General features: G+C 46.5%; 23 protein-coding genes and 1 pseudogene. 16 read left to right on the forward strand and 8 right to left on the reverse strand.

The window, feature by feature from the left end; all coding sequences use genetic code 11:
- The 4 genes and pseudogenes from H6F66_RS25545 to H6F66_RS25560 form a co-directional block, all read left to right on the forward strand.
- Positions 1–92: pseudogene (locus tag H6F66_RS25545) on the forward strand (IS5/IS1182 family transposase); the annotation flags it as partial.
- Positions 93–766: 674 nt separating this feature from the next.
- Positions 767–1,735, forward strand: coding sequence for a GTP-binding protein (locus H6F66_RS25550; protein WP_190427648.1), 969 nt, complete (start codon positions 767–769; stop codon positions 1,733–1,735).
- Positions 1,723–2,781 (forward strand): WD40 repeat domain-containing protein, encoded by a 1,059-nt coding sequence (locus tag H6F66_RS25555; protein WP_190427577.1) that lies wholly within the window; start codon positions 1,723–1,725, stop codon positions 2,779–2,781. The genes H6F66_RS25550 and H6F66_RS25555 overlap by 13 nt, the downstream gene beginning before the upstream one ends.
- Positions 2,782–2,842: 61 nt before the next feature.
- Positions 2,843–3,100 (forward strand): hypothetical protein, encoded by a 258-nt coding sequence (locus H6F66_RS25560; protein WP_190427580.1) that lies wholly within the window; start codon positions 2,843–2,845, stop codon positions 3,098–3,100.
- Between the two features lie 34 nt (positions 3,101–3,134).
- Here H6F66_RS25560 and H6F66_RS25565 read toward each other — a convergent pair whose 3' ends face one another.
- Positions 3,135–4,016, reverse strand: coding sequence for a metal ABC transporter permease (locus H6F66_RS25565; RefSeq protein WP_190427583.1), 882 nt, complete (start codon positions 4,014–4,016; stop codon positions 3,135–3,137).
- Positions 4,017–4,060: 44 nt separating this feature from the next.
- The gene (locus H6F66_RS25570) at positions 4,061–4,780 is read right to left on the reverse strand and encodes a metal ABC transporter ATP-binding protein (protein ID WP_190427586.1); all 720 of its coding nucleotides are present in this window, start codon (positions 4,778–4,780) and stop codon (positions 4,061–4,063) included.
- A gap of 116 nt (positions 4,781–4,896) precedes the next feature.
- Between H6F66_RS25570 and H6F66_RS25575 the strand changes: the two genes are divergently transcribed.
- Entirely contained in the window at positions 4,897–5,823 is a 927-nt protein-coding gene (locus H6F66_RS25575) for a zinc ABC transporter substrate-binding protein (RefSeq protein ID WP_347269428.1), read from the forward strand.
- A gap of 40 nt (positions 5,824–5,863) precedes the next feature.
- Here the strand turns inward: H6F66_RS25575 and H6F66_RS25580 are convergent, their stop codons facing one another.
- The 3 genes from H6F66_RS25580 to H6F66_RS25590 form a co-directional block, all read right to left on the reverse strand.
- The gene (locus tag H6F66_RS25580; RefSeq protein ID WP_199295191.1) at positions 5,864–6,406 is read right to left on the reverse strand and encodes a Uma2 family endonuclease; all 543 of its coding nucleotides are present in this window, start codon (positions 6,404–6,406) and stop codon (positions 5,864–5,866) included.
- 115 nt (positions 6,407–6,521) lie between these two features.
- On the reverse strand, positions 6,522–7,181 hold the full coding sequence (locus tag H6F66_RS25585) for a (2Fe-2S) ferredoxin domain-containing protein (protein WP_190427601.1): 660 nt from the start codon (positions 7,179–7,181) through the stop codon (positions 6,522–6,524).
- Between the two features lie 40 nt (positions 7,182–7,221).
- Complete coding sequence (locus H6F66_RS25590) at positions 7,222–7,467, reverse strand: Asr1405/Asl0597 family protein (RefSeq protein WP_190427604.1); 246 nt, start codon at positions 7,465–7,467, stop codon at positions 7,222–7,224.
- Between the two features lie 196 nt (positions 7,468–7,663).
- On the opposite strand from H6F66_RS25590, the gene H6F66_RS25595 reads away from it, so the two are divergent.
- From H6F66_RS25595 to H6F66_RS25630, 8 genes are all read left to right on the forward strand, one after another.
- Positions 7,664–7,834, forward strand: coding sequence for a hypothetical protein (locus H6F66_RS25595; protein WP_190427607.1), 171 nt, complete (start codon positions 7,664–7,666; stop codon positions 7,832–7,834).
- Positions 7,835–7,853: 19 nt separating this feature from the next.
- Positions 7,854–8,408, forward strand: coding sequence for a Dps family protein (locus tag H6F66_RS25600; protein WP_190427610.1), 555 nt, complete (start codon positions 7,854–7,856; stop codon positions 8,406–8,408).
- Positions 8,409–8,846: 438 nt separating this feature from the next.
- Positions 8,847–12,092 carry a carbamoyl-phosphate synthase large subunit gene (gene carB, locus H6F66_RS25605; RefSeq protein ID WP_190427617.1) on the forward strand — a complete coding sequence of 1,082 codons (3,246 nt, stop codon included), beginning with the start codon at positions 8,847–8,849 and terminating at the stop codon, positions 12,090–12,092.
- Between the two features lie 521 nt (positions 12,093–12,613).
- On the forward strand, positions 12,614–12,874 hold the full coding sequence (locus H6F66_RS25610; RefSeq protein ID WP_190427620.1) for a hypothetical protein: 261 nt from the start codon (positions 12,614–12,616) through the stop codon (positions 12,872–12,874).
- Complete coding sequence (locus H6F66_RS25615) at positions 12,843–13,562, forward strand: pentapeptide repeat-containing protein (RefSeq protein ID WP_190427622.1); 720 nt, start codon at positions 12,843–12,845, stop codon at positions 13,560–13,562. Before H6F66_RS25610 ends, H6F66_RS25615 begins: the two co-directional genes overlap by 32 nt.
- Before the next feature lie 88 nt (positions 13,563–13,650).
- Positions 13,651–14,841 (forward strand): pentapeptide repeat-containing protein, encoded by a 1,191-nt coding sequence (locus tag H6F66_RS25620; RefSeq protein ID WP_190427624.1) that lies wholly within the window; start codon positions 13,651–13,653, stop codon positions 14,839–14,841.
- Between the two features lie 214 nt (positions 14,842–15,055).
- A complete protein-coding gene (locus H6F66_RS25625; RefSeq protein WP_190427627.1) occupies positions 15,056–15,778 on the forward strand; it encodes a hypothetical protein in 723 nt (240 codons plus the stop codon).
- Positions 15,771–16,481 carry a pentapeptide repeat-containing protein gene (locus H6F66_RS25630; RefSeq protein WP_190427629.1) on the forward strand — a complete coding sequence of 237 codons (711 nt, stop codon included), beginning with the start codon at positions 15,771–15,773 and terminating at the stop codon, positions 16,479–16,481. The genes H6F66_RS25625 and H6F66_RS25630 overlap by 8 nt, the downstream gene beginning before the upstream one ends.
- A 148-nt stretch (positions 16,482–16,629) precedes the next feature.
- Here the strand turns inward: H6F66_RS25630 and H6F66_RS25635 are convergent, their stop codons facing one another.
- Together H6F66_RS25635 and rtcA are read right to left on the reverse strand one after the other, a co-directional pair.
- The gene (locus H6F66_RS25635; protein ID WP_190427633.1) at positions 16,630–16,869 is read right to left on the reverse strand and encodes a hypothetical protein; all 240 of its coding nucleotides are present in this window, start codon (positions 16,867–16,869) and stop codon (positions 16,630–16,632) included.
- 237 nt (positions 16,870–17,106) lie between these two features.
- Positions 17,107–18,150 carry an RNA 3'-terminal phosphate cyclase gene (rtcA, locus tag H6F66_RS25640; RefSeq protein WP_190427635.1) on the reverse strand — a complete coding sequence of 348 codons (1,044 nt, stop codon included), beginning with the start codon at positions 18,148–18,150 and terminating at the stop codon, positions 17,107–17,109.
- Positions 18,151–18,211: 61 nt separating this feature from the next.
- Here rtcA and H6F66_RS25645 point away from each other — a divergent pair, with 61 nt between their 5' ends.
- From H6F66_RS25645 to H6F66_RS25655, 3 genes are all read left to right on the forward strand, one after another.
- Positions 18,212–19,096, forward strand: coding sequence for a Tab2/Atab2 family RNA-binding protein (locus tag H6F66_RS25645; protein WP_190427638.1), 885 nt, complete (start codon positions 18,212–18,214; stop codon positions 19,094–19,096).
- A gap of 320 nt (positions 19,097–19,416) precedes the next feature.
- Positions 19,417–20,733 (forward strand): TldD/PmbA family protein, encoded by a 1,317-nt coding sequence (locus tag H6F66_RS25650; protein ID WP_190427641.1) that lies wholly within the window; start codon positions 19,417–19,419, stop codon positions 20,731–20,733.
- Between the two features lie 74 nt (positions 20,734–20,807).
- Positions 20,808–23,486, forward strand: coding sequence for a chloride channel protein (locus H6F66_RS25655; protein WP_190427644.1), 2,679 nt, complete (start codon positions 20,808–20,810; stop codon positions 23,484–23,486).
- Positions 23,487–23,623: 137 nt separating this feature from the next.
- Here H6F66_RS25655 and H6F66_RS25660 read toward each other — a convergent pair whose 3' ends face one another.
- Positions 23,624–23,869 (reverse strand): hypothetical protein, encoded by a 246-nt coding sequence (locus tag H6F66_RS25660; protein WP_190427646.1) that lies wholly within the window; start codon positions 23,867–23,869, stop codon positions 23,624–23,626.
- Between the last annotated feature and the right edge of the window lie 137 nt (positions 23,870–24,006).

The raw sequence follows: 24,006 nt of genomic DNA on the forward strand, positions 1-24,006 counted from the left end.
GACTCTCTAAGGATTATGAAATTTTGCCGCAGACGTCGGAAGCTTTTATCTATATCGCAAACATTCGTTTGATGTTACGACGCTTAGCTTAGTACACTTCTCAGACATCCTCTTAGGATCTTGATCGTCGTTCAATCCTTGAAAATACTATTGAGGCGATTACTTTTCGATATCTTCAAACGACCATCATTTCAAACGAGCAACGATTGGCTTGAAATGGTGTTAACTAAGTTTACACTTTTTCAAGGCTTTCTTGCATAAATGATTGCGGAAAAATAAGCCAGCTACACTGTCCGCTAATACCAATTCCTAATAACCGCCAAGCAAGAAGCTGAATCGGCTAAACGTGCTGAACGATTCGCACTTGAATCGGCGAAAGCGATCGCGCTTAATTGACCTCAAAATCGTCCAAATTGCCCTCGATCATATCGTCCCAGATACCCCTGTTTAATTGATTTGGAAAAGCAACAGAGGAGCATTTTGGTTTTTCTGACGTAATCAATAAACTCAGGCTAAACTCGTTTAAAAATTCCCTGGTAACGCTGACGAAATGCTTCTCTTTGAGCTTTCAATGCTTGCTTCTTTTCTTCTTATCTATTTTCTGATTATCGTTAAGTTTTAGAGGAAAATCTGTTTTTTTCACTGAAGGCTCCTCAAGGAGGGGACGTGCTAAGAGCAACACCGCTTTGCGCCCTCACCCTTCCTCTGGGTTGCCGCTCATGATGTAATAATGATTATCATTATTACAGAACTAGAGAAATCCATCATGGTACAAGCGCCGACAAACACCATTCCCGTCACCGTTCTCACCGGATACCTGGGTGCGGGGAAGACAACGCTCTTAAATCGCATCCTGACTCACGAACACGGTCTGAAGGTGGCGGTGATAGTCAACGAGTTCGGGGAAGTGGGGATTGATAACCAACTGATTGTCAATACCGATGAAGAAATCTTTGAGATGAACAACGGCTGCATCTGCTGTACCGTGCGCGGCGACTTGATTCGGATTATCAGCAACTTGATGAAGCGGCGGAATAAGTTTGACCATTTGGTGATTGAAACCACCGGACTCGCCGATCCTGCGCCTGTGATTCAGACATTTTTTGTGGATGAGGATATGCGCGATCGCGTAAAGTTAGACGCTGTAGTGACAGTTGTAGATGCTCTTCACATCTGGAATCACTGGGAAGCGGATGAAGCGCAGGAACAGATTGCTTTTGCCGATGTGATTTTGCTTAACAAAACTGACTTGGTGACACCAGAACAACTGGATGAGCTTGAAAAGCGGATTCGCTCAATGAATGCGATCGCAAAAATTTACCGCACCCGCAACTCCGAGTTAGAGATGGATGCGCTTTTAGGAGTAGGAGCATTTGACTTAAATCGGGCGTTGGAAATTGACCCAGAATTCTTAAATGAAGATGCCCACGAACACGATGAAACAGTGTATTCAATCGCTTTGGTGGAAGCGAAACCACTTGATTTTGAAAAGCTCAACCATTGGATAAGTTCTCTATTGCAAACTCAGGGTCAAGATATCTTTCGGATGAAAGGTATTCTCAATATTGCAGGCGAAGACCGCCGCTATGTATTCCAAGGCGTACATATGCTATTTGAGGGAAACCCTGACCGACCCTGGAAACCCGACGAAGAACGCAAAAATGAACTTGTTTTCATCGGTCGCAATCTTAACGAAGCCCAATTAAAAGAGGACTTTTTAGGATGCCTAGCGTAAAGGAACCACTGCTTAAATTGGCGAAGCAAGGAACCCTCTCCGATTACGTGACAGTTGTTGCTTGGTCGCCCGATGGAACAATAGCAGCAAGTTCCGCCGCTGGGGAAGTGATGCTTTTGCAAAGTGAGGAAACCAACCTCTTACAATCAGCTAACAGTAAATCTGTAGACTGTTTAGCTTTTTCTAAAGACGGGCAATTTTTAGCAGCAGGCGGACAAGATGGAGGGGTGAATATTTGGCAATTAAATGCCGGGGAATTAATTGCCAGTTTGAAAAATGCACGCGCTTGGGTTGACCAGATGGCTTGGAGTCCCAGCAGCAATTTGTTAGCTTTCAGTTTGGGGCGCTTCGTACAAGTTTGGGATGCCGATCAACGCGAAATTGCCGCAACTCTAGATTTTGCCGAATCTTCCGTTTTAAATATTAATTGGCATCCCAACGGTCAGGGGTTAACAGTTGGCGGCTATCAAGGGGTGAAAATTTGGAATCCCCAAGATTGGGACGACGATCCTTATATGATGTCGGTTGATTCTGCTAGTTTAGCGATCGCTTGGTCGCCTGATGGCAAATACCTCGCCTCTGGCAATCTAGATCGCACCATCACCGTCTTAGAGTGGAACAATCCCCACCCCTGGATTATGCGAGGCTTTCCCGGTAAAATTCGCCGCCTAGCTTGGTCGCAAGCACTGACAAAAACAGGTGCGCCCCTCTTAGCCAGCGCCAGCGCCGAATGTATTGTCGTCTGGGAAAAGCACCCAGATGTCTCTCGCGCTTGGGAAGGTCGAGTGATAGAAAGGCATACAGAAGTCGTACAAGCCATTACTTTTCAACCAAACACCTTCCTCCTAGCTTCAGCATCAGAAGATGGCTGCGTGTGTCTGTGGCACAAAGCCAAGAGCATAGCCCAAAATCTCTCTGGCGCACCTGACGGCTTTTCCTGCCTTGCATGGCATCCCCAAGGGCATCAACTCGCCGCCGGGGGGAACAACGGCGAAATACTAATTTGGTCGCCAAGCCAACGCGGTCAAGGATTTGGTCGCCGTTGAGCGAAACTTAGCTGACTGTTTATTGGCTATAATGCCATCAAAAACTGTCAGCTTTTAAATTATGAACAAAACTGCTCTGGCAATGCTAGCCTGCCCTGTAATTTTGGCATCAATGTTACTGTTAGCTAATGCAGCAGAAGCCGCTGAAGCTTCAAATGCCATGCTGTCTGCACCAACTGCACATGCACAAGTTGTTGTAGCGGATCAACAAGTTCTCGCATCTGTGCAACCGAGTAATCCAATCAAAGACCACATGAGTTGCAGCTGCGCTGCTTGCACAAAGGCTTTGAGTCAAATGCAAGGTCAGTTTACCCTTTAGTCAGGATGCAGAGGCGGCGATGCGCTAACCCCCATCACCGCCTCCACTGTTTTATTTGTCGCAAAATCTTTGTCGAACGATTAGCTGTTCCCGCCTTAGTCAAAATTCCTTGGGAAGGACTAAACAGCAAGGCTAGTAAAAACAATCCAGAGACAACTAACACAATTGCTGGTCCAGAGGGGACATTCAAGTAATAGCTAATATACAAACCGCTGACACTAGCAATTACGGCAATTATTGCACCTAATCCCATCATTAGGTGCAATTCTTTTACTAATAAATAGGCAGTAATACCAGGTCCAATTAACAGGGAAACGACTAAGACAACTCCCACCGCTTGCATACTAGCAATAATCGTGAGAGTAATCGCCGCCATCAATCCAAAATGAATGAAATTACCCGGCAATCCGATAGCCTGAGCACCTAACGGATCGAAAGTATAAAACAAAAGTTCTTTATAAAAAAGCTTGACTAACAATAAAACAATAATAGTAATAATGAAAGTTCTCAGAGCATCTGCACTGGTTACGCCTAAAATATCTCCGAATAGAAAACTATTCAAATCCAGTTTACTTCTCAAAAGAGTAATCAGCGTAACACCCAAAGCAAAGAAACCTGAATAAACCAAGCCCAATGCGGCATCAATCTTCACTCGTGATTGAGACTGAATCCAGGCAACCACAAAAGTGCTGATAGTACCTGAAATAAAAGCACCAACGAGAATATCAACACCCAAAAAGAATGCGATCGCTAGTCCCGGTAAAACCGAATGAGCGATCGCATCCCCCAGTAATGCCATACGTTGGACAATCAAATAACTGCCTACCACAGAGCAAAGAACGCCTACCATAACCGCAGTAGCGATCGCCAGACGCATAAACTCAAAACTCAATGGTTCAATTAGCCAGTTAGCCATTAGTGATTAGTCATTGGTTATTAGGAATTCAATCAAAACTCTATTCAACTAGCAAACCAATTCAAATTGTAGCCATAAGCTTCTTGAATATTAGCCGCAGTAAACACTTTCTGACGCGAACCAGTCGCAATTAACTGTTTATTCAATAACAAAAAATTATCATATTGACTCAAACTTTCACCCAAATCGTGACTAATAACCAAAAGAGTTTTCCCAACCGCCTTCAGTTCCGCAAAAATACTGAAAATAACTTCTTCCGTCTTCTTATCAATCCCGACAAACGGCTCATCAAAAAAGAATAACTCAGCTTCCTGTGCAAGACTTCGTGCCAAAAATACCCGTTGCTGCTGTCCCCCCGACAACTCCCCAATCTGCCTTTTTCGCAAATCCAGCATCCCTACTCGCCGCAACGCCGCCGCCACAACTTCCTCAGATTGACAAGTGGGTTGGCGAAACCAACCTGTATGACGAGTCCGCGCCATCATCACCACATTCCAAGCCGTAATCGGATAATCCCAGTCTATTTGCGATCGCTGCGGCACATATGCCACTTGCTGCAACTGCTGTTTTAGAGAACGGGCGCGAAACTTCACTACTCCACTCCTTGCCGGAATCAAGCCCAGAATCGCCTTAAGCATCGTACTCTTACCCGCTCCATTCGGCCCAATCACTCCCACCACTTGCCCTGGTTCCAAACGGAAACTGACATTCTCTAACGCGCAAACTCCCCGGTAGTTGACAGCTAAATGCTGAACCTCTAACATGACCTGTTGTATATGATAATGATTATCATTTTTATTAAAACATCAATTCGCTAGGAATGTTACAGAATATGAAATTAAACTTGGAAATTATCGGAGTGGCGATCGTCTTTGGACTAATGGGGTGTAATTCAGCACCAGTTGACCCAATTAACATACCGACAAATACCAACAAGAATCAGCCGCAAGTCGTAGCAACCACCGATATTCTGTGTGACTTAACACAAGAAATTGCCCAAAACACGATCGATCTCACTTGCCTAATTAATCCTGGCACCGATCCGCACCTGTATCAACCGAAACCGGAAGATCGCCAAGCCATTGAGAACGCTAAACTGATTCTCTACGCAGGCTATGATTTTGAACCAGGTTTAATTAAATTAATCCAGGCAACTAAAAATCCAGCTTCTAAAATTGCCGTGAATGAAGTTGCAGTTCCCAACCCAGAACCATTTCAAGAAAATGGCAAAACCATTCCCGATCCTCACGTTTGGCACGATGCCAAAAATGGCATCCGGATTGTGGAAACCATACGCAGCAACTTGGAAAAATTAGCCCCCAGCAATGCGGTACTTTATAACAGCAACGCCGAAAAAATAACAAGTGAACTTCGGCAGGTAGATACTTGGATTAAAACTCAAGTTGCCACAATTCCCCCCACTCAACGCAAATTAGTTACAACTCATGATGCCCTAGGTTACTATGTCAAAGCTTACGGCTTGTCTTTTGAAGGAGCTTTGGGTGGACTGAGTACGGAAGAAAAACCCACCGCCGCCCGAGTGAAAGCACTCGTTAAAGACATCAAAAACGTTGGTGTCCCCACAATTTTTGCAGAAACAACGACGAACCCCAGACTGATTGAAGCGGTAGCTAAAGAGGCGAATGTCAAAGTTTCAGACAGAGAACTATTTGCCGATAGTCTCGGTGCATTAGGAACGGAAGGCGATAATTACCAAGGAATGCTGATTGCTAATACGCGCACTATTGTCGAAGGATTGGGAGGAAAATATACTCCTTTAAAGGCGAAAAATTATAACCAGCCTTAATAATAAGGTAGGCAATTCTCATCCTACTTAATATAGAGCTTCAAGCTAACAATTCATCTAGCGCAACACTAAACCCTTTCAGTACCAATAGCGTACTTACCACATCACCAGTGTTAAACCCTAATGTCTGATTTTGAATAATAATCAAAACCCGACGACTTTCAGGAAATACCAGCCAAACTTCCTGACAACCCGATTCTAAATACTCGCTTGCTTTGGCAAACAAATCCTCGGCTGAATCGGTTGGAGAAGCGATTTCAGCAATTAGCGGCGGACTTTGTGGTAATGCTCCCGCCTCACCAAACTGCGCTACCAATTCCGCTGTGAGATAGGATACATCAGGACGACGCCCCTGCTTTAAAGTCCGACAGGGAAGTTCTACAACAACCTCTCCTCCTTGTCCAGATTGGGTTATGTGATTTCCCCAGTAAAGAACTAACTTACCCTGAACCCGGCTGTGTTTTACCGTCGTTACCATTTTCTCCACAAGTTGTCCATCCACCCACTCCATGTTTTCGGGGGGATTAGCCATAAAGTCTTCTAAAGAAAAGCTTTCGGTTACAGTAGCGATCGCCATATTCATCTACTCGCTTTGGTCAGGTACTAATATTATGGCAGCCTACACATAGCAGATACCCCCAACTTCCCGATAAAAAGAAGTTGGGGGTATTCTATTGTCTATAAATCAGGAAATATTATTAACGAACCCTAACTGTTTCGTACTCCAAACGAGGTGCAGCTAGCTCTTGGGATATCGTCTCATCTGGAAAATGTTTATCTATAATTTCAGGGATTTCTTTAGCGTCAATCCGAGTGTAGCGAGTTTTATCTGGCATGACGATATTTGGCCCTGCTTTGCAACGCTTCATGCAGCCAGTCCCCTTGATCGTAACCTGGTCGTCTAAGCCGCGATCGCGCAAACCTTCTTCCAAAGCCTGACAAACTTTATTAGCACCCAACTTGCAACAATCTGACTTTTTACACACCAAAATTGTCGCTTTAACACCGGAAGGGAGGGGAATTTTTTTGGCAGGTGTAGGCAATTCCTGAATTACTTCTACTTGTGCAACTTCCCTCTCTTGATTGGGGGCAACACTTGGTTTAACAATATAAGCTTTTAGTTTAATTTCGCCATTTTTGGGCTTTAGCTTTCTTTCGCCAAAAACTTCCACCCAAGAACCCGGTTGCACTGCCGATCTGAAAAGGGAAATTCGACCTTCTTTGGAAAGCTTGATTTGAGCTTCACCCTCGGAAGTGGCGAGTCGCAGACTTTTTATTTTATAGCCATCTTCAACTACAAAACCCAATAACCATCCTTGAAGATGAAATTGTGCTACTTGATAGTTTTCTTTAGACATAGCTGTTATTAAATCCTCTTTTTAAAGTTCTTTTGGATAGTTACAGGGATTGCCAACATCGCTCAAGATGCCTCGCCAAGTCGCGGCGGGATGCCGTTAACTGTCTGACAACACTCCACACCTGGACAGCACCGGTAACGCTTTGCACATCAACCCATAAAGGCTGGTTAATCGAACATCCGCAGTGTATGTCTAGTTCTTGCAAGCGGTAATAGACTTGCCACCGATCTGCTGGCTTAACTGCAACAACAAGGCTGGCTTCGACTTTTGGCTCTATTGGATTCATTTGTCCCTACAAACGCGAGAAATTACCATTTACTTTTTCTCCTCCACTTCCTGACATCCGGTGAAATCTTCGGTAGCAAGGATTTTCGCCCGTCTTTTCCTACATAACTACATATAACCCAAACGCTAACAATTCTCAACTAGCTTAGCCAAGAATTTAAAAATATGACAGAAATTGGATCGATCCCTAGACGGATGTGGAAGACTCGAAACCCTTTCTCCAGGGAGTCATTGAGGACAAATTCGGCAAGCTAAAAGCCGTTGTATTTACCAATAAACTTTGGCAGGAATGCTTTACCCCTGCTAGTTTTGAGCCAAAACTGGGAGTGCGTGATACACTGACTTTATTAGCAACAACGGTTGCTTAATGAAAAGGAGAACACGATCATGTCGGAAACTCAGAGTGTATTACGCTCCTTTGGTCAGGTTTATGACAATCCGGTGTTGCTGGAGCGCAGCGTTACTGAACCAGTTTGTGAAGGCTTCAATATTGCTCTAGCAAGTTTTCAGGCGCTGTACCTGCAATATCAAAAGCATCATTTTGTAGTTGAAGGTTCAGAATTCTATATGCTGCACGAGTTCTTCAGCGAAAGCTACGAACAGGTGCAGGGACACGTTCATGATATTGGCGAACGTTTGGATGGACTCGGTGGCGTACCAGTGGCTGGCTTTGCCAAGTTAGCAGAACTGTGCTGCTTTACTCCGGAAGACGAAGGTGTTTTTTCCTGCCGTCAGATGGTGGAACACGATTTAGCTGCTGAACAAGCTATGATTGGGTTGATTCGCCGTCAAGCAGCGCAAGCAGAAAGTTTGGGCGATCGCGCTACTCGGTATCTCTACGAACAAATTTTACTCAAAACTGAGGAGCGTGCTTATCATCTGGCTCACTTCCTTGCCCATGACAGCTTAACTCTGGGATTTGTCCAGTCTGGCAATAACTAAGATTTAGCTGTACAACTTGGTCAATTTCAGCTATAATAAGCCAAAATATTCAAACGAAAGACAGCTTTAAGCACCCCAACTGCCTTTCTTTCAATAGAGGAGAACCTATGGCAGAGACGAGATACTTTATCTCTCTCTGTCATTTTCGTTATTGATGCACAGGGAAATACGAGCTAAAACTATAAATTTATTGATTGGATTTGTCAACCCTGCTAAACAAAAAAATCCGCTTTTGCCAGAAACAACCTGTGCTATACGCACCAGTTACTCTCGTTCCTAGGGGGTCGCCTGGGAATGAGAGTAACGAAAGTAAGCTCCCACTCCCTAAATCATAAGTCATCAAATCTTGGAAAAATAGACCCAATAACCCGCCAGGAATAGGATGAAACCCCGTAGAATGATCAGGACTTGACAACGGTTACGCTAGGACTAACAAATATGCCCCGTCGCAATGATATTCATAAAATTTTGCTACTAGGCTCCGGGCCAATTGTCATAGGACAAGGCTGCGAGTTTGATTATTCAGGGACTCAGGCCTGTAAAGCGCTTCGGGAAGAAGGATATGAAGTGGTGTTGATTAATTCCAACCCAGCTTCGATTATGACCGACCCGGAAACCGCTGACCGCACCTACATTGAACCGATGACACCAGACGTGGTGGAGAAGGTGATAGAAAAAGAGCGACCTGATGCTTTATTGCCAACGATGGGGGGTCAGACTGCTCTAAATTTAGCCGTGGCGCTGGCGAAGAATGGAGTATTGGACAAGTACGGTGTTGAGTTAATCGGAGCCAAATTACCAGCTATTGAGAAAGCCGAAGACCGCCTGCTGTTTAAAGAAGCGATGGCACGAATTGGGGTGCCAGTTTGTCCGTCGGGAATTGCTAGTACACTAGAAGAAGCGAAAGCGATCGCTCGCGAAATCGGCTCCTACCCCTTAATTATCCGTCCCGCTTTCACCCTCGGCGGCACGGGCGGCGGTATTTCTTACAACCAAGAAGAATTTGAAGAAATGGCACAGGGAGGTATAGATGCTTCTCCCATGTCACAGATTCTGGTGGAAAAGTCGCTTCTGGGTTGGAAAGAGTACGAACTGGAAGTAATGCGCGATTTGGCAGATAACGTAGTGATTATCTGCTCAATCGAGAACCTTGACCCGATGGGTATTCACACCGGGGACTCAATTACCGTAGCGCCAGCGCAAACCTTGACAGACAAGGAATACCAGCGGCTTCGGGATGCCTCAATTAAGATTATCCGCGAAATTGGGGTAGAGACGGGCGGCTCAAATATTCAATTTGCCATAAATCCACTTACAGGCGAATTGATTGTAATTGAGATGAACCCGCGAGTTTCCCGCAGTTCCGCGCTTGCATCTAAGGCGACGGGATTCCCGATTGCTAAAATGGCGGCGAAGTTGGCGGTGGGTTACTCCTTAGATGAAATTCCCAACGACATCACTAAGAAAACACCAGCCTCGTTTGAGCCGACAATTGACTATGTGGTGACGAAGATTCCCCGATTTGCATTTGAGAAATTTCCCGGTTCTCAAGCGGTGCTGACAACGCAGATGAAATCGGTGGGAGAAGTGATGGCGATGGGACGGACGTTCTGCGAGTCGTTCCAAAAAGCTTTGCGTGGTTTGGAGACAGGACGCGCCGGATGGGGATGCGATAAGAAGGAGAAGTTACCTTCATTGGAGCAAATTCGGGCTGGTTTGCGGACACCGAACCCAGAACGGATTTTTACAGTGCGTCATGCCTTTTTGATGGGGATGACAGCGGAAGAGATTTATGAACTCACCGGAATCGATTTGTGGTTTCTGGATAAGATGCAGGAACTGTTGGAAACCGAGAAGTTCCTGAAGCGGAGTCAGCTCAAAGACCTGAAGAAGGAACAAATGTGGGATATTAAGCGGCAGGGATTTAGCGATCGCCAAATCGCCTATGCTACTAAAACCACAGAGGATGAAGTCCGCGATTATCGGAAATCGCTGGGTATCGTGCCTGTTTACAAGACGGTGGATACTTGTGCGGCTGAGTTTGAGGCGTTAACTCCATACTACTACTCGACCTACGAGGAAGAATCGGAGGTGTTGCCTTCTACTAAGCGCAAAGTGATGATTTTAGGCGGTGGCCCGAACCGCATTGGACAGGGGATTGAGTTTGACTACTGTTGTTGTCATGCGGCTTATGCCTTATCCAAAGAAGGGTTTGAGACAATTATGGTCAACTCGAACCCAGAGACAGTTTCCACAGATTATGACACAAGCGATCGCTTGTATTTTGAGCCCCTGACCAAAGAAGATGTACTCAACATCATCGAGGCGGAACAGCCAGAAGGGATTATTGTCCAGTTTGGCGGTCAAACACCGTTGAAATTGGCTTTACCTTTACAGGAATATCTGCAATCCCACCCGGAAATAACAGCTAAAATTTGGGGAACCTCGCCAGATTCGATTGACACTGCTGAAGACCGAGAGCGATTTGAAAAAATCCTGCGGGAACTCGATATCAAGCAGCCAGCAAACGGTCTGGCTCGGAGTTACGAAGATTCTCTAGCTGTAGCGAAGCGTATTGGCTACCCGGTTGTGGTACGTCCTTCTTATGTATTAGGAGGACGGGCGATGGAAATCGTCTACTCCGATGAGGACTTGCAGCGCTACATGATTTATGCCGTTCTAGTAGAGCCGGAGCATCCCATTTTAATCGACAAATTCTTAGAGAATGCGATTGAAGTGGATGTGGATGCGATCGCAGACCACACTGGCAACGTCGTAATCGGCGGTATCATGGAGCATATTGAACAGGCGGGAATTCACTCCGGAGATTCTGCCTGCTCGTTGCCCTATACTTCCCTCTCCGAGCCAGTGCTGGAGACAATTCGCAACTGGACGGTCGAACTAGCCAAATCCCTGAAAGTCATCGGATTGATGAACATCCAGTTTGCTGTTCAAGGCGAACAAGTTTACATCCTCGAAGCCAACCCCAGAGCCTCGCGTACCGTGCCTTATGTCTCCAAAGCCACCGGAGTTCCCTTAGCTGGCTTAGCATCCCGAATTATGGCAGGTGCGACGCTGGAATCTCTAAAATTTACCGAGGAAGTGATGCCAAGTCACATTGCGGTCAAAGAGGCGGTATTGCCTTTTGAGAAATTCGCTGGCACAGATACCATTCTCGGCCCTGAGATGCGCTCTACTGGCGAAGTGATGGGAATTGGTGCCGACTTTGGGACAGCCTTTGCTAAGGCAGAATTGGCAGCAGGACAGCGTTTACCTTTATCTGGAACGGTGTTTGTGTCGATGAACAACCGCGATAAAGCGGCGGTTGTGTCTGTAGTGAAAAACCTGATGGAATTAGGTTTCCAGATAATGGCAACCGAAGGCACCAGGAAAGTATTGCGAGAGAATGGGTTAGATGTTGAACTGGTGCTGAAATTGCATGAGGGTCGTCCTCACGTACTAGATGCAATTAAAAATAGCAAGATTCAGCTAATTATCACTACGCCTTCTGGAGAAGAGGCGCAGACAGATGGTCGGCTGATTCGCCGGAGCGCTCTAACTTACAAAATCCCGATGATCACAACTATTGCTGGTGCCAAAGCAACAGCGGCGGCGATTCGTTCGTTGCAGTCTCAACCCTTGCAGGTGAAGTCATTGCAAGAATATATCGGCAACCACAAATAAACCCTACAAAAGCCCGTTTCTAGCCTCCTTTCCCTCGTTTCCAGGGAAGGGAGGCAACCGCCTCTATTTCACATTGGTACAAGATATTAGTTGCAACAAACAACCAACGACCGACAGCTGACAAAAAACGATTAATTGATATTGCAATTTGAATGGGTGAAAGCTTATTTCTTTCTATTTGATTTTAAGGAAATCATCGAGATTACCCCTCTATCCTGAAGTAGGTATTTTTAATTACTCTTTTTATAATAAAATGTTACATATAACTTACTTAAAATAAAATCCCTAAGACATATATTAACTATCATTAAGCTTGCAGAAGTATTTTGGAATACAAGGCATAAGCAACGATTACTGAAATGGACTCTATCCCTATGTAGGTAAATTATGTGTGTTTTTTGTAACCAAACTTTCAGCCAAAAGGCGTAAAGATTGGATACCCACTACCGTGATCCATTACAGTACAATGGTATTTTAAAATTAGATACAGAGACACTAAACAAATTACCCAGAGGTAAATAATGCAATACCCAAATTGTGCAAACTTAAAACTAGAGCAACTGAAAAATAAAAATACCACTGAGCTGCAAAGCTCTTTAGAAGAAATTTTGGCTCAGCTACAAAAAGAAAGTCTGGTGACAGACTATCCTGATGCAGAGGAACTAGGCTTGAAAAACATTAGTCGTAACAAGAGGGCAGTGATAGAGAGAATTATTGCCCTGAGCGTCGCGGAGTCAAATATAAAACCTTATGCAGATCAGGCCAAGTGGGAATGTGCCTAATGAAAAATCTCTCCAGAGAATTAGAAACCTGATCCTGCGCGTCGTAGAAGCAGAGACGGATAGTTTCTCTGAACTAGCGCAAATTGCAGGGTTAAATCCTCTTAAAGATTTTGCTGGTGGGAACCTGAGTGGTGTTGACCTGAGTGGTGCCGATTTGAGCGGTGCCATTTTGAGCGGTACTATGTTACTGGCTGCCAACCTCAGTTGTGCTGACCTCAGTGGTGCTAACCTGAGCAGAGCCAACCTGAACAATGCTGACCTCAGCAACGCCAACTTGATCAGTGCCAACTTGATTTGTGCTGACACGATCAATATCAACTTGAGCGGTGCCAACCTGGTTGGTGCTAGCCTCAATACTTGCAACTTGCTTTGCGCTACTCTCAATGATGCCAAACTAATTGGAGTTGACCTGCGCCGCGCCAACTTGATGGATGCGAAATTGTGCTGTGTCAACCTAAGCGATGCTAACCTGAGTCATGCTTCTCTGCGCCGTGCCAACCTAAATAATGCCATCTTGATTGGTGTCAATATGCAGGGTGTTGACCTGAGCAGCGCTGACCTACGTGGTGCTAACCTCAGCGATACTGACCTAAGCAGTGCGAAAGTCCAGAAGGCGCGATTTGGCGAAAATGAAGGATTGCCAGAGAGCATAAAGCGGGACTTGAGGCGACGCGGGGCAATCTGCTAAAAAATAAAAAAAGGCTATTTATAAAAAGTTAGGAGTTAAGAGTTAATAGCTCTTAATCCAATTACCTCATCTGGTGCAGAGGAGGAGTATGGCTCCTGAAGCCGACCAACTGCTAAAGCAAGGAATTGTGCAATATCAGGCGTATATAGAGACGCGACTAATCGCGTCTCTAGAGGCTGCAATGCAGTCTTGGCAAGAGGCGCTTTCTATGTATCGAGCCAGCCAAAATAGCATTGGGGAGGGAGCAGCTTTAGGGAATCTGGGAGCTGCATACAAGGCTTCGGGAGATTTACCGCAAGCGATCGCATTCTATCAGCAGCACTTGAATCTAGCTCAAAGTATCCAAGACCGACGCGGTGAGGGGAATGCCCTTGGTAACTTGGGAAATGCTTACTACCTGATGGGAGAGGAGCTAAAAGCGATCGCTTACCAGAAAGAGCGTTTAACCATTGTCCGCGAAATTCAAGATCGTCAAAGTGAGATGCAAACGCTCTTGAATCTGGGAGCGGTTTACTATTCCTTGGAGGAGTATAGCCAGGCGAAGGAATGCTTTCAAGAGTGTCGAGCGATCGCCCTCCAATTGCAAGACAGTCGAACAGAGGGGCTGGCGCTCAAAAATCTACGTTTAGTCTCAGATGCTCTTCTTGACTCGCAAGCGGCGAACGACTACCAGCAACAGCACTCCTCTCTTGTCAGGAAACTATGGCAAGCTGAGGCTCTAGACTTCTTAGCTCATGCCAAAATGCTTGGCATCAATCCATCTGAAGATTTTGCCAAAGCTGACCTGAGTGGTATTAACCTCCGCAGCGCTGACCTGAGCAATGCTGACCTCAATCATACCAATCTGAGCGACGCAGACCTAACATTTGCGGACTTGAGCCGTGCCAACCTGGAAAGTGCTAACCTGGCTGGTGCCTGCCTTTGTAATGCCAACCTCCGCGATGCTGACTTGCGCGGTGCTAACCTGAGTCGAGCCGATTTGCGTACCAAAATGCCCCGCGCTAACCTCAGTGGTGCCAACCTGGAGAGTGCAAACTTATACAGCGCTTACTTACCTAATGCCAAGTTGGTGGCAGCAGATTTGAGTGGGGCTACTCTCAGTGATGCTGACTTGAGTGGTGCCAACTTAAGCAGGGCGAATTTGCAAAATGCTGACCTCAAGCGTACCAATTTAAGCGGTGCCAATGTAGAAAATGCTCGCCTAATAGGGGCTTTAGGACTTTCCGAGGCGATGAAGCTTGAGCTGAAGCAGCGTGGGGCAATTTTTGACGATAGCTGAGGACAATTGTATGTTTCAATTAGTAGTCAATACCGTTGATGGATGGCACCTTTATGTTAGCTTTATTAATATTTCAGTAATTGCCGAATGAGTCACACCAGGTAGGCAAAGCAACTGGTGCATCTTGCTGCTAAAGGAATAGACTAATTTACAACTGAAGTGGCAACTTTGCGGATTCTCTACCCGATGTATTTGCACTTCTTGAGATGCTCTAATGCAAAAGCCTCTCCCCCAGCCGCTTCGGGTGGTTCAGCTAGAAAACAAATCTGGTTGCCTGTACATGGAATTGAACGGGGAGCCAAAATCACCTAGACACATTGACCTCTACTTGACCGTGAGTTTCAAGGAAGATTGGGAGTCGTTCTTGGGCGGGCAAGTCAAGTTTGGTTTAAAAAGTGCAAAACTAAAACTGAAGCTGACAAATGGCGTTATGCCCTATGAGTCGCGTAAGTTAACAGGCTCGCGTCAACTTTTGATTCACACGGATAGACAAAATCGGGAAGTTAATAAATCTCAAAATTCCCAAGACTTTGATGCTGCCCTAAGTGAGATTAAAGCTAAAGCGAAAGCAAACGGCACCGGGGAGCAAAAAGCAGATATGATGAATAAATTTGGAGTCACTGCCTATCAAGTTACAACTCAAGGGGAGCCAGAAAACCCGTCTTGGACTTTTACAAAAGAGAGGAGTCAGCCAGTATTGATTGGCGTGAGTTATCGGGAAAAACTGGGAACTTTGTATGTGACGAAAAAGCCTTGCATTGTGACAGGTTTCTTTGAAGTTTCAAAGAAAGATGTCCTGTTGAGGGATATACAAGGAGTGGGTTTAGAAGATATTAATTCTAATAAGAGGGTAGTGTTAAACATAATGATTACCCAGTGGCTAATAGATGCAAAATTAACGCCCTATTTAAGTCAGGCAGTGTTGCTATATGACTAAGACTAAATCTCTTCAGGAAATTGAAGAACTGATCCATCTGGTTGTAGAGGCACAAACTGATGATTTGTTTGAGCTTGCGGAAATTTCCGCTCTAAATCCTGCCGAAGATTTCGCAGGAGCCGACCTGAGCAATATCGATCTCCGTGGGGTCAATCTGAGCTGTTTCAACCTCAGCGATGGCAATTTGAGCTGTTCCGACCTCAGCGGTGCCGACCTGAGCCATGCTATTTTCAGCAGTGCCGATCTCAGTTGCACCAACCTGAGTGGTGTGGATCTCCGGGGGGTGGATCTCCGAGGTGCCAACCTCAGCCATGCTGACCTGAGCGGTGCCGACTTAAGCAGTGTCGTCGATTTAAGCCATGCCAACCTGAGCCATGCTATCCTGGGCGGTGCCATCCTCAATGGTGCCATCTTGATTGGCGCTAACCTCAAGCGTGCTGAGCTGATTGGTGTTTCTCTGAGTAGTGCTGACTTAACTGGTGCTGACCTGAAGGGTGCCAACCTGAGCCGTGCTGACTTAACTGGTGCTGACTTGAAGGGTGCCATCTTCAGTGGTGCTATCCTGAACGGTGCAAAAGTTAAGAATGCTGAATTTGGATGGAATGTAGGACTTGGTGAGCAGATGAGGCTGGAGTTGAAGCGGCGAGGAGCAATATTTGAGGATTCTTTAGCGATCGCTCCCACTTTAGTCAGGCGAATTTAATGCGATCTCTTTTACCGTCAAGGAAAATCCACCACCAGCAGCCGGGTTTTTAACCACTGTAAATCCATCAAAACTTCGGAGATTTCTTCTCCAGTGTGGACTGAAATGAGAAAGGGCGGTGGTAGTCTGCTATTTTTATGTCTACTATTTAATATTTATTTTCTGGACTAATCCGCCAGATTCTCTCTAAAATTTCAATTTGTTCCAAGAGAAGAGTAGCACGATGTTTAGGACGAAATTTTTTATATAAAACAGATCCTAAAACAATGCTCAAAGGAATGACAATTAGGAGAACACCAGCAACAGTGTTCCCCGAAACATCAGCCTGAGTCAGCGCGTTTTGATCGGCAGGTTTTACAGAAGAAGTTACTGAATAAGACGTTGGCATATTTTTATTCCTCTAGATAGTGGGCTTATATCTTTCTTCAAAACTGTTCGTCCAAATTCACCATCAAAACAGGTGATCTCCAGCTTTTAGAGGCGCGATTTTCATCAGAGAAAAATGTGATTTGCGTCAAAAGGCAAATCATAGCGACAAAATTGTGGTATTGGGCGCTAAATATGGTTTCTGATTGCCAGATGGGAAAAGAGAAAGCGATCGCGCTCTTAGGGCATCGCTGCCCCTTTAAGTGTTGGGTGTTACAGTCACCACCCGCTCAACTTCATCTATAGTTATCGATGCAATGCCAAACTGATGAATCACCCAAGCATTAGTAGTTAAATGCGTGCTAATCTCAGCTACTCGGTATTGACTCGTCTCGGAACCCAAAGCCGTAGGCAATAGCAACTGATCCGCCAAATGCTCCTCAACAGGTGCATTAGTTTTATGAAAATTCAGCAACTCCTGACAAGCTATTTCAGCTACTTTATCAGCTGGCAACCCCAAACGCCCCAAGGCACCAAAACCAGCCAAACTGTCTTCATACTCAGCTGTGAGAAAAATACCCGCCCCTGGTGCAACACCCCTTTCTCGCAATGGACGCACCGTGGCTTTCAGATGTGCCTCGTGTAACAAATTCTCTGCACGGCTTGCCATCCGTTGCGGAATGTGGGAGGGGAGTTGTGTCACCACAGCTAAACCCCGCACTTCCTGCAATTGTCCTCGTTCGAGTAAATTAATGCTGGTGAGGGTGCTACCGCCACTGACGTGCAGTTCCACTTCTCCGCCGCCTTGCGGATACCATCCCCAACGGTGTAGCCTTACTTCAGCTTGCACCCCCATTCGTTTCAAGATGGGCAGGTAAACTTGCTCAATGTAGGAGAGTGAGGGACTATATGCTACATGAGTGCCGCCGCGCAGTATTATTTGCGAATCGCCACGAGCCAGAGCTAAGGGCAGTAAGATAGTCTGCAAAACCAAAGTGACCGCACCCGCCGATCGGCCTTCCCGTGCGTCGCTGACATCAAAAGTGTATTTTCCAGCTTGAACAGAGGAACTGGGGGTAAACTCTAAATTCGTTGAACCCAACTCATCCCCCTGTACTTGGGCGTTACAAATTGCCGCCGCCGCCCGTACCCCTGTAAGGTGTTGGGCAGCTAGTCCGGGCTTTTTGCGTCCCGCCCGAATGCGTTCGATGCGTATCGGTTGACCTGTGATAGTCGCAAGGCTGAGGGAAGTGCGTAACACTTGTCCGCCGCCTTCGCCGTAAGAGCCGTCTATGTAAATCATGAAGGGCAAGGGATGCTTCCCCCGTATCATAAAAGATAGGATAAGTTTTGAGCGCCTTGGTATGGGAACAGTTTGGGAATTAGATTTTTACTCTCGCCCGATTTTGGACGAGAATCAGAAAAAAATTTGGGAATTATTGGTGTGCGAGAGTCCTTTGGATACCCGCACAAAACCTGAGTCTTTGTTTCGTTATGCTCAGTTCTGCCCCAATAACCAGGTGAATTCGATATGGTTGCGGACGACGTTGGAGGAGGCGATCGCATCCTCCAAGACCGGCGCTCCCCAAAAAATCCGCTTTTTCCGCCGTCCGATGACCAAAATGATCGTCAAAGCCTGCGATGAATTGGGCATCTCAGCTCAACTTTCTCGCCGGACTTTTTCGCTGTATTTCTGGCTACAAGAGCGGATGCAGGAAGTTTATCCCAAAGAACCGGGCTATCAACTTGTTGCGCCTAATCCGTCTGTGCAATACCAAACCCAGCCACCCCAGCCTCTACCAGATGCTTTGAGAGGCCAGCAGTGGGCGTTTGTAACGTTGCCTGCGGCGGAATTTGAGGAAATGCACGAGTGGGATATTGGCTTTGGGGAAGCTTTCCCGCTGATAGGTGCGACAGATACCGCACCCCTTGCGCCCCAAACGCCAATTCCTGGCGTGGTGATTTTTTCCCCTAGGGCGACACCAATGGCTGGCTGGATGTCTGGGATTGAACCAGCTTTTATCAAGTTCAGCGGTGGTGCGTCGCCTAGATTGTTATTGGAGACAGGGGAGAGTAATAGCTGGGTTCTGGCTAATCTCAAAGACCCAAAAATTCTGGAGGAAGCCAAAAACTTTGAGCAGGCTAAGCAAAAAGCGGGGATGGTGCATTTTTTAGCTTTCCAGTCCACCCCCCAGACAGAATCGTTTGCGGGGTTTTGGCTACTGCAAGAGTTGCCTGTAGTTAAGTAAAAAGACTCTGATGGCAAAGTAAAAAGGGAAAAAGAAAAAGACTCTCATAAAAAGTTAAAATGCCACCAGATGAAGATTGCTTACTACTTTAGACTCTCTTAAAAAAGTTAAAGGAAAAAAGCAAAAAAAAGCACCAGAAGAAGTTAAAATGCCCACCTAGAAGATTATTTACTACTAGGGAATATTTTCTCTTTTTTTGCATTTTTACTGTCTTGCCCCAAATTCGGGGAAACATAGCTAGACCCTATCGTTGGGGCGCTTTTTCCTTTTGGCTTTTAAGAGCGTCTTGGCGGTTGCCTATTCCATAGTTATCAATAGATATGGGTTTTAACGATTTGCCACAAGAGACTCTAGCAGAGCAGCTATTGGATCTAGCCTTGCACTCAGGAGCAGAAGCAGCGGAGGTTTATCAGTCGCGATCGCTATCTCGACCGGTATTTTTTGAAGCCAACCGACTCAAACAGCTAGAAATAGCTCAAGCAGAAGGTACAGCCCTGCGGCTGTGGCAAAATGGGCGTCCGGGGCTAGCGGTCGCCTATGGATCGGTGGAAGCGCAAGCCTTGGTGGATCGGGCGATCGCGATCGCTAAGCTCAACCCACCAGAAACGGTGGAACTAACTGATGGTACTAAAGGCAACTATCCAGACTTGGGAGAGGTAGTACAAGTTGAGGATCTGGTGTCTATGGGCAAAGAAGCGATCGCCATCGTCCGAGACGCTTACCCAGAAGTCCTCTGTTCTAGCACCTGGGAATGCGAATCAGAAACTACGCGATTTGTCAACTCTAAAGGATTAGATTGCCGTTATACCGATACCACCCTCAGCTGTTATCTAGGAGCAGAGTGGGTGCGGGGGGATGATATTCTTAGTGTCAGCGATGGGCAAACCCAGCGGGACAGACTCGATCCAGTCGCGCTGGCTCTCCAAATTGTGCAGCGCTTGAGTTGGTCTAAAGAAAACGTTTCCCCCCCCATCGGTCGCGTACCAGTGCTATTCACCGCCAAAGCAGCAGAAATGCTTTGGGGGACAGTTGCAGCTGCACTCAATGGCAAACGGGTAATCGAAGGTGCTTCCCCCTGGAGCGATCGCCTAACGGAACAGGTAATATCAGAAGCCATCACCATTTCCCAAAACCCGCAATCCGGGCCATTCAGCTGTCCTTTTGATGATGAAGGCACCAGCACACGGGAACTAATCTTTATAAAAGACGGCATTTTGCAACTATTTTATACCGATCGCACCACAGGGCGGCAGCTGGGCAGCGGCACCACAGGCAACGGGTTTCGCCCCGGTTTAGGCAGCTATCCCACACCGGAACTATTTAATTTGCTGGTTGGGCAAGGGAAGGGGACGCTGTTGGACTTAATGCAAAAATTGGATGATGGACTGGTGGTAGACCAGATGCTGGGCGGCGGTGCTGGTATTTCTGGCGACTTCTCGGTTAACGTTGAGCTAGGCTACCGCGTACAGAACGGTCAGGTAGTCGGGCGAGTGAAAGATACTATGGTTGCGGGTAACGTCTACACAGCGCTGAAACAGTTAGTAGCACTGGGAGGCGATGCCGATTGGAACGATTCGATTTATACACCCTCTCTGATTGTAGAAGGGCTATCTGTCACCGGAAAAGTTATTAGTTAGTTGCACAATGGCTAATAGCTAATAGCGAATTGTTCCATCAATAGCTATTAGCTCTTGATTGTTTTGAGTGAATTATGAATTATTTGAGAGAGTTAAGTTCTCGGTTAAAGTCTTTCAAATTAAAACTCAAAACTCAGAAGCGATATATCGCGTCTTTACAATTCAAAACTTTCTTACGTCCCAGACGGCGGGTAGCGATCGCTGAAGCTTGTCTGATTGGTTTAGTGTCGGGACTCTCAGGAGTTCTATTAAAGGTATCAGTTGGGGCTTTAGGCGCATGGCGAGTTCATGCGTCCCACTTTTTACCAGCGTGGATCGTCCTCCCTGTCATTGGTTTATCCTTTGGATTCCTCTCCGGTTGGCTGGTGGAACGTCAGGCACCGGAAGCTGCTGGTAGCGGTATTCCTTATGTCAAAGCTGCTCTTGCCCAATTTCCCATAGCGCTGAATTTACGGGTTGCCATAGTTAAATTATTGAGCAGCATCCTGGCCTTGGGTTCCGGACTGACCTTGGGGCGACAAGGCCCAACCGTTCATGTGGGTGCAGCCGTCGCCGCGCAACTGAGTCACTGGGTTCCCACCTCCCCCGACCATCGCCGCCAGATGATTGCTGCGGGTGCTGGTGCGGGGTTAGCCGCTGGCTTCAATGCGCCGATAGCTGGAGTCCTATTTATTGTAGAAGAACTGCTTCAGGATTTATCTGACCTGACTCTAGGGACAGCAATTTTAGCATCCTTCATCGGTGCGGTTGTCTCGCGGCTCTTAGGGGGCCGCAGCCTGGAACTTAACTTGACGATAACAGCATCTCAGTCTAGCTTCTCTGTACAAGAGATTCCTTTTTACCTGTTGTTGGGAGCTTTGGCTGGGTTGTTGGGAGCATGGTTTTCTAAGGGAATTTTTGCCAGTCTCGGCTTCTACCGCACCCTGAAACTGCCTTTAAGTCAACGAGTCGCTTTGGCTGGTTTGATTTCTGGGATAGCGATCGCTTTGCTACCCGAAAGCTTTCGGGACAACACAGGTTTGCGAGAATTTTTAGTCACGGGTGAGGCGGCTTGGCAATTTACGACCATAGCTTTTGTCGTGCAGTATATCTTAACACTTGTCGCCTGTGGCTCTGGCGCTCCCGGTGGTTTATTTTCCCCCTCCCTAATTTTGGGATCTGGGCTGGGCTATCTAGTGGGACTCCTCCAACAGGCAACTTTGGGAGTCGGTTCGCCTGCTACCTACTCTCTGGCTGGCATGGGGGCATTTTTCTGCGCCGTTGCCAAAGCTCCAATCACCTCCATTGTCATTGTCTTTGAAATGACGATGGACTTTAACCTTGTCTTACCTTTGATGATTGGTTCGGTGGTTTCCTATCTGGTGTCGGAAAAGATAACCAGAGGATCGCTTTACAGTCGCCTCTTAGAGTGGAATGGCATTCATTTAGAGAAAAAGCCGACTACCGATGGACTATTGGCAAATCTCAAGGCAGAAGATGTGATGCAGCGCCGGGTGGAAACCTTGCCTAGTAATATCAGCCTTGATGAAGCGACGCAAGCTTTTTCCCGTTCCCATCATCGCGGTTTCCCCGTTGTAGACAAGGGATTGCTGGTTGGTATTGTCACCCAAACAGATTTAGCAATTTACAAAGAGCGCAGTCTGCCGGGAAATCTCCCCCTATCGCGGATTATGACACCGCAACCTGTGACTGTTGGTGCGACAGCTTCGCTTGGCGATGTTTTATATTTACTTAATCGCTATCAAATCAGCCGATTGCCAGTCACGGAAGGGCGCAAGCTGATTGGGATTATTACCCGCGCCGATATTATCAAGGCGGAAGCAGACAAGCTGAACGGTCAAACTGGCTCTATTGGCCCCCGGTCGGAACCTTCCTATGTAGTTTATCAAACTCGCGCTCCTGCCATAGGAACCGGACGAATGCTAGTTCCCCTAGCCAACCCGCAAACAGCACCAGCGCTGTTGCAGATGGCAGCCGCAATTGCCCGCGATCGCAACTATGAATTAGAGTGTCTTCAGGTGATTTTAGTTGGACGCAGCAGCGCCCCCGCGCAATCACCTGTGAAGACGGGTGCTAGTCGCCGCTTGCTACGTCAGGCGGAAAAACTAGGCAAAGAATTGAATATTCCGATTCACACGCAGATTCGGGTATCCCACGATATCGCTCAGGCGATCCTGGAAACGATTAACGAGCGACACATCAATGTGTTATTAATGGGCTGGAAAGGCACCAGCATCACCCAAGGTCGCATTTTTGGCGATGTTGTGGACACCATTATCCGACAGGCTCCTTGCGAGCTGGTGTTGGTGAAAATAGGTCAAGGGTTTACTTCTAATTCATCCTTCTGTCTGCTACCTTCGGCTTTCCGCAAGTGGTTGGTTCCTATCGCTGGTGGCCCTAACGCCCAGCAAGCTTTGCAAATTTTACCTTCTTTGCTTTCCCTGTCGCAGACACCAGCCATCCAGTTAGCCCAAATTTTCCATCCCTCCACACTTTTGCCTGACACAGCTGTGCTAGAAAAATCTGCTCTTTTCCTCAGTAGCCAGTTGAGCGCAAGTGTGATGGCAATTCCGGTTCGCGCCACTTCTGTTTCCGATGCGGTCATCAATTTGGCGCACGCCGATGATTGCGATGTGGTGGTATTAGGTGCCAGTCGTGAGGGAATGTTGCAACAAGCGATTAAAGGAAATATACCGGAAGCGATCGCGCGTGGCGTGAAAAGCACGGTAATTTTAGTTCGCAGCGCCCAATAGAAAAGGATGAGGGATGAATGGGGCGATCCTTTGCATAGCTACAGAACTTGTAATCTGAGATTTAGGAGCGAATGGGACGCTTGTTAATGGCGATCGCTTCATTCCCTACAAGGCTGTCAGCCCCAATTCAAGGTAGACTATCCCATACCTTTGACCTGAAAGGCTGCCCAGTAGTAAGGGTGCTTGAAAGGGGTTTCTGTGCTATCAGATTTCAGCGTTTCAGAAACGTACTCATAATAACTATATGTATGTTTTAACTTGTCTGATGTTTTGGTATCCTGATTAGCTTCAGCATCCTTAATCAAGCTTTTATAAGTTTTAATGCCATTCCTGACATCTTGCTCAATTTCTGGAAACTCTTGTTTAAGTTGTCTCCAAGTCAAGTTTTTGAGCCAGAGTTGTGCGTCCAGGGTAAGAGCATCTTAATCAGGCTTGACACAAGGAATCAGAAGAATCTAAGGTAGGGTCAAGAAAACAAGAACTGAGAACTTGAATCATATAATCATCATCCATAGCGGCT

This window comes from Trichocoleus sp. FACHB-6, assembly GCF_014695815.1.
Taxonomy (GTDB): Bacteria; Cyanobacteriota; Cyanobacteriia; order Cyanobacteriales; family FACHB-T130; genus Funiculus; species Funiculus sociatus.

Coding starts and splice junctions, on each gene's coding strand:
- H6F66_RS25550 (WP_190427648.1), top strand. CDS start 767: ATGGTACAAGCGCCGACAAACACCATTCCCGTCACCGTTCTCACCGGA.
- H6F66_RS25555 (WP_190427577.1), top strand. CDS start 1,723: ATGCCTAGCGTAAAGGAACCACTGCTTAAATTGGCGAAGCAAGGAACC.
- H6F66_RS25560 (WP_190427580.1), top strand. CDS start 2,843: ATGAACAAAACTGCTCTGGCAATGCTAGCCTGCCCTGTAATTTTGGCA.
- H6F66_RS25565 (WP_190427583.1), bottom strand. CDS start 4,016: ATGGCTAACTGGCTAATTGAACCATTGAGTTTTGAGTTTATGCGTCTG.
- H6F66_RS25570 (WP_190427586.1), bottom strand. CDS start 4,780: ATGTTAGAGGTTCAGCATTTAGCTGTCAACTACCGGGGAGTTTGCGCG.
- H6F66_RS25575 (WP_347269428.1), top strand. CDS start 4,897: ATGGGGTGTAATTCAGCACCAGTTGACCCAATTAACATACCGACAAAT.
- H6F66_RS25580 (WP_199295191.1), bottom strand. CDS start 6,406: ATGAATATGGCGATCGCTACTGTAACCGAAAGCTTTTCTTTAGAAGAC.
- H6F66_RS25585 (WP_190427601.1), bottom strand. CDS start 7,181: ATGTCTAAAGAAAACTATCAAGTAGCACAATTTCATCTTCAAGGATGG.
- H6F66_RS25590 (WP_190427604.1), bottom strand. CDS start 7,467: ATGAATCCAATAGAGCCAAAAGTCGAAGCCAGCCTTGTTGTTGCAGTT.
- H6F66_RS25600 (WP_190427610.1), top strand. CDS start 7,854: ATGTCGGAAACTCAGAGTGTATTACGCTCCTTTGGTCAGGTTTATGAC.
- carB (WP_190427617.1), top strand. CDS start 8,847: ATGCCCCGTCGCAATGATATTCATAAAATTTTGCTACTAGGCTCCGGG.
- H6F66_RS25610 (WP_190427620.1), top strand. CDS start 12,614: ATGCAATACCCAAATTGTGCAAACTTAAAACTAGAGCAACTGAAAAAT.
- H6F66_RS25615 (WP_190427622.1), top strand. CDS start 12,843: ATGCAGATCAGGCCAAGTGGGAATGTGCCTAATGAAAAATCTCTCCAG.
- H6F66_RS25620 (WP_190427624.1), top strand. CDS start 13,651: ATGGCTCCTGAAGCCGACCAACTGCTAAAGCAAGGAATTGTGCAATAT.
- H6F66_RS25625 (WP_190427627.1), top strand. CDS start 15,056: ATGCAAAAGCCTCTCCCCCAGCCGCTTCGGGTGGTTCAGCTAGAAAAC.
- H6F66_RS25630 (WP_190427629.1), top strand. CDS start 15,771: ATGACTAAGACTAAATCTCTTCAGGAAATTGAAGAACTGATCCATCTG.
- H6F66_RS25635 (WP_190427633.1), bottom strand. CDS start 16,869: ATGCCAACGTCTTATTCAGTAACTTCTTCTGTAAAACCTGCCGATCAA.
- rtcA (WP_190427635.1), bottom strand. CDS start 18,150: ATGATTTACATAGACGGCTCTTACGGCGAAGGCGGCGGACAAGTGTTA.
- H6F66_RS25645 (WP_190427638.1), top strand. CDS start 18,212: ATGGGAACAGTTTGGGAATTAGATTTTTACTCTCGCCCGATTTTGGAC.
- H6F66_RS25650 (WP_190427641.1), top strand. CDS start 19,417: ATGGGTTTTAACGATTTGCCACAAGAGACTCTAGCAGAGCAGCTATTG.
- H6F66_RS25655 (WP_190427644.1), top strand. CDS start 20,808: ATGAATTATTTGAGAGAGTTAAGTTCTCGGTTAAAGTCTTTCAAATTA.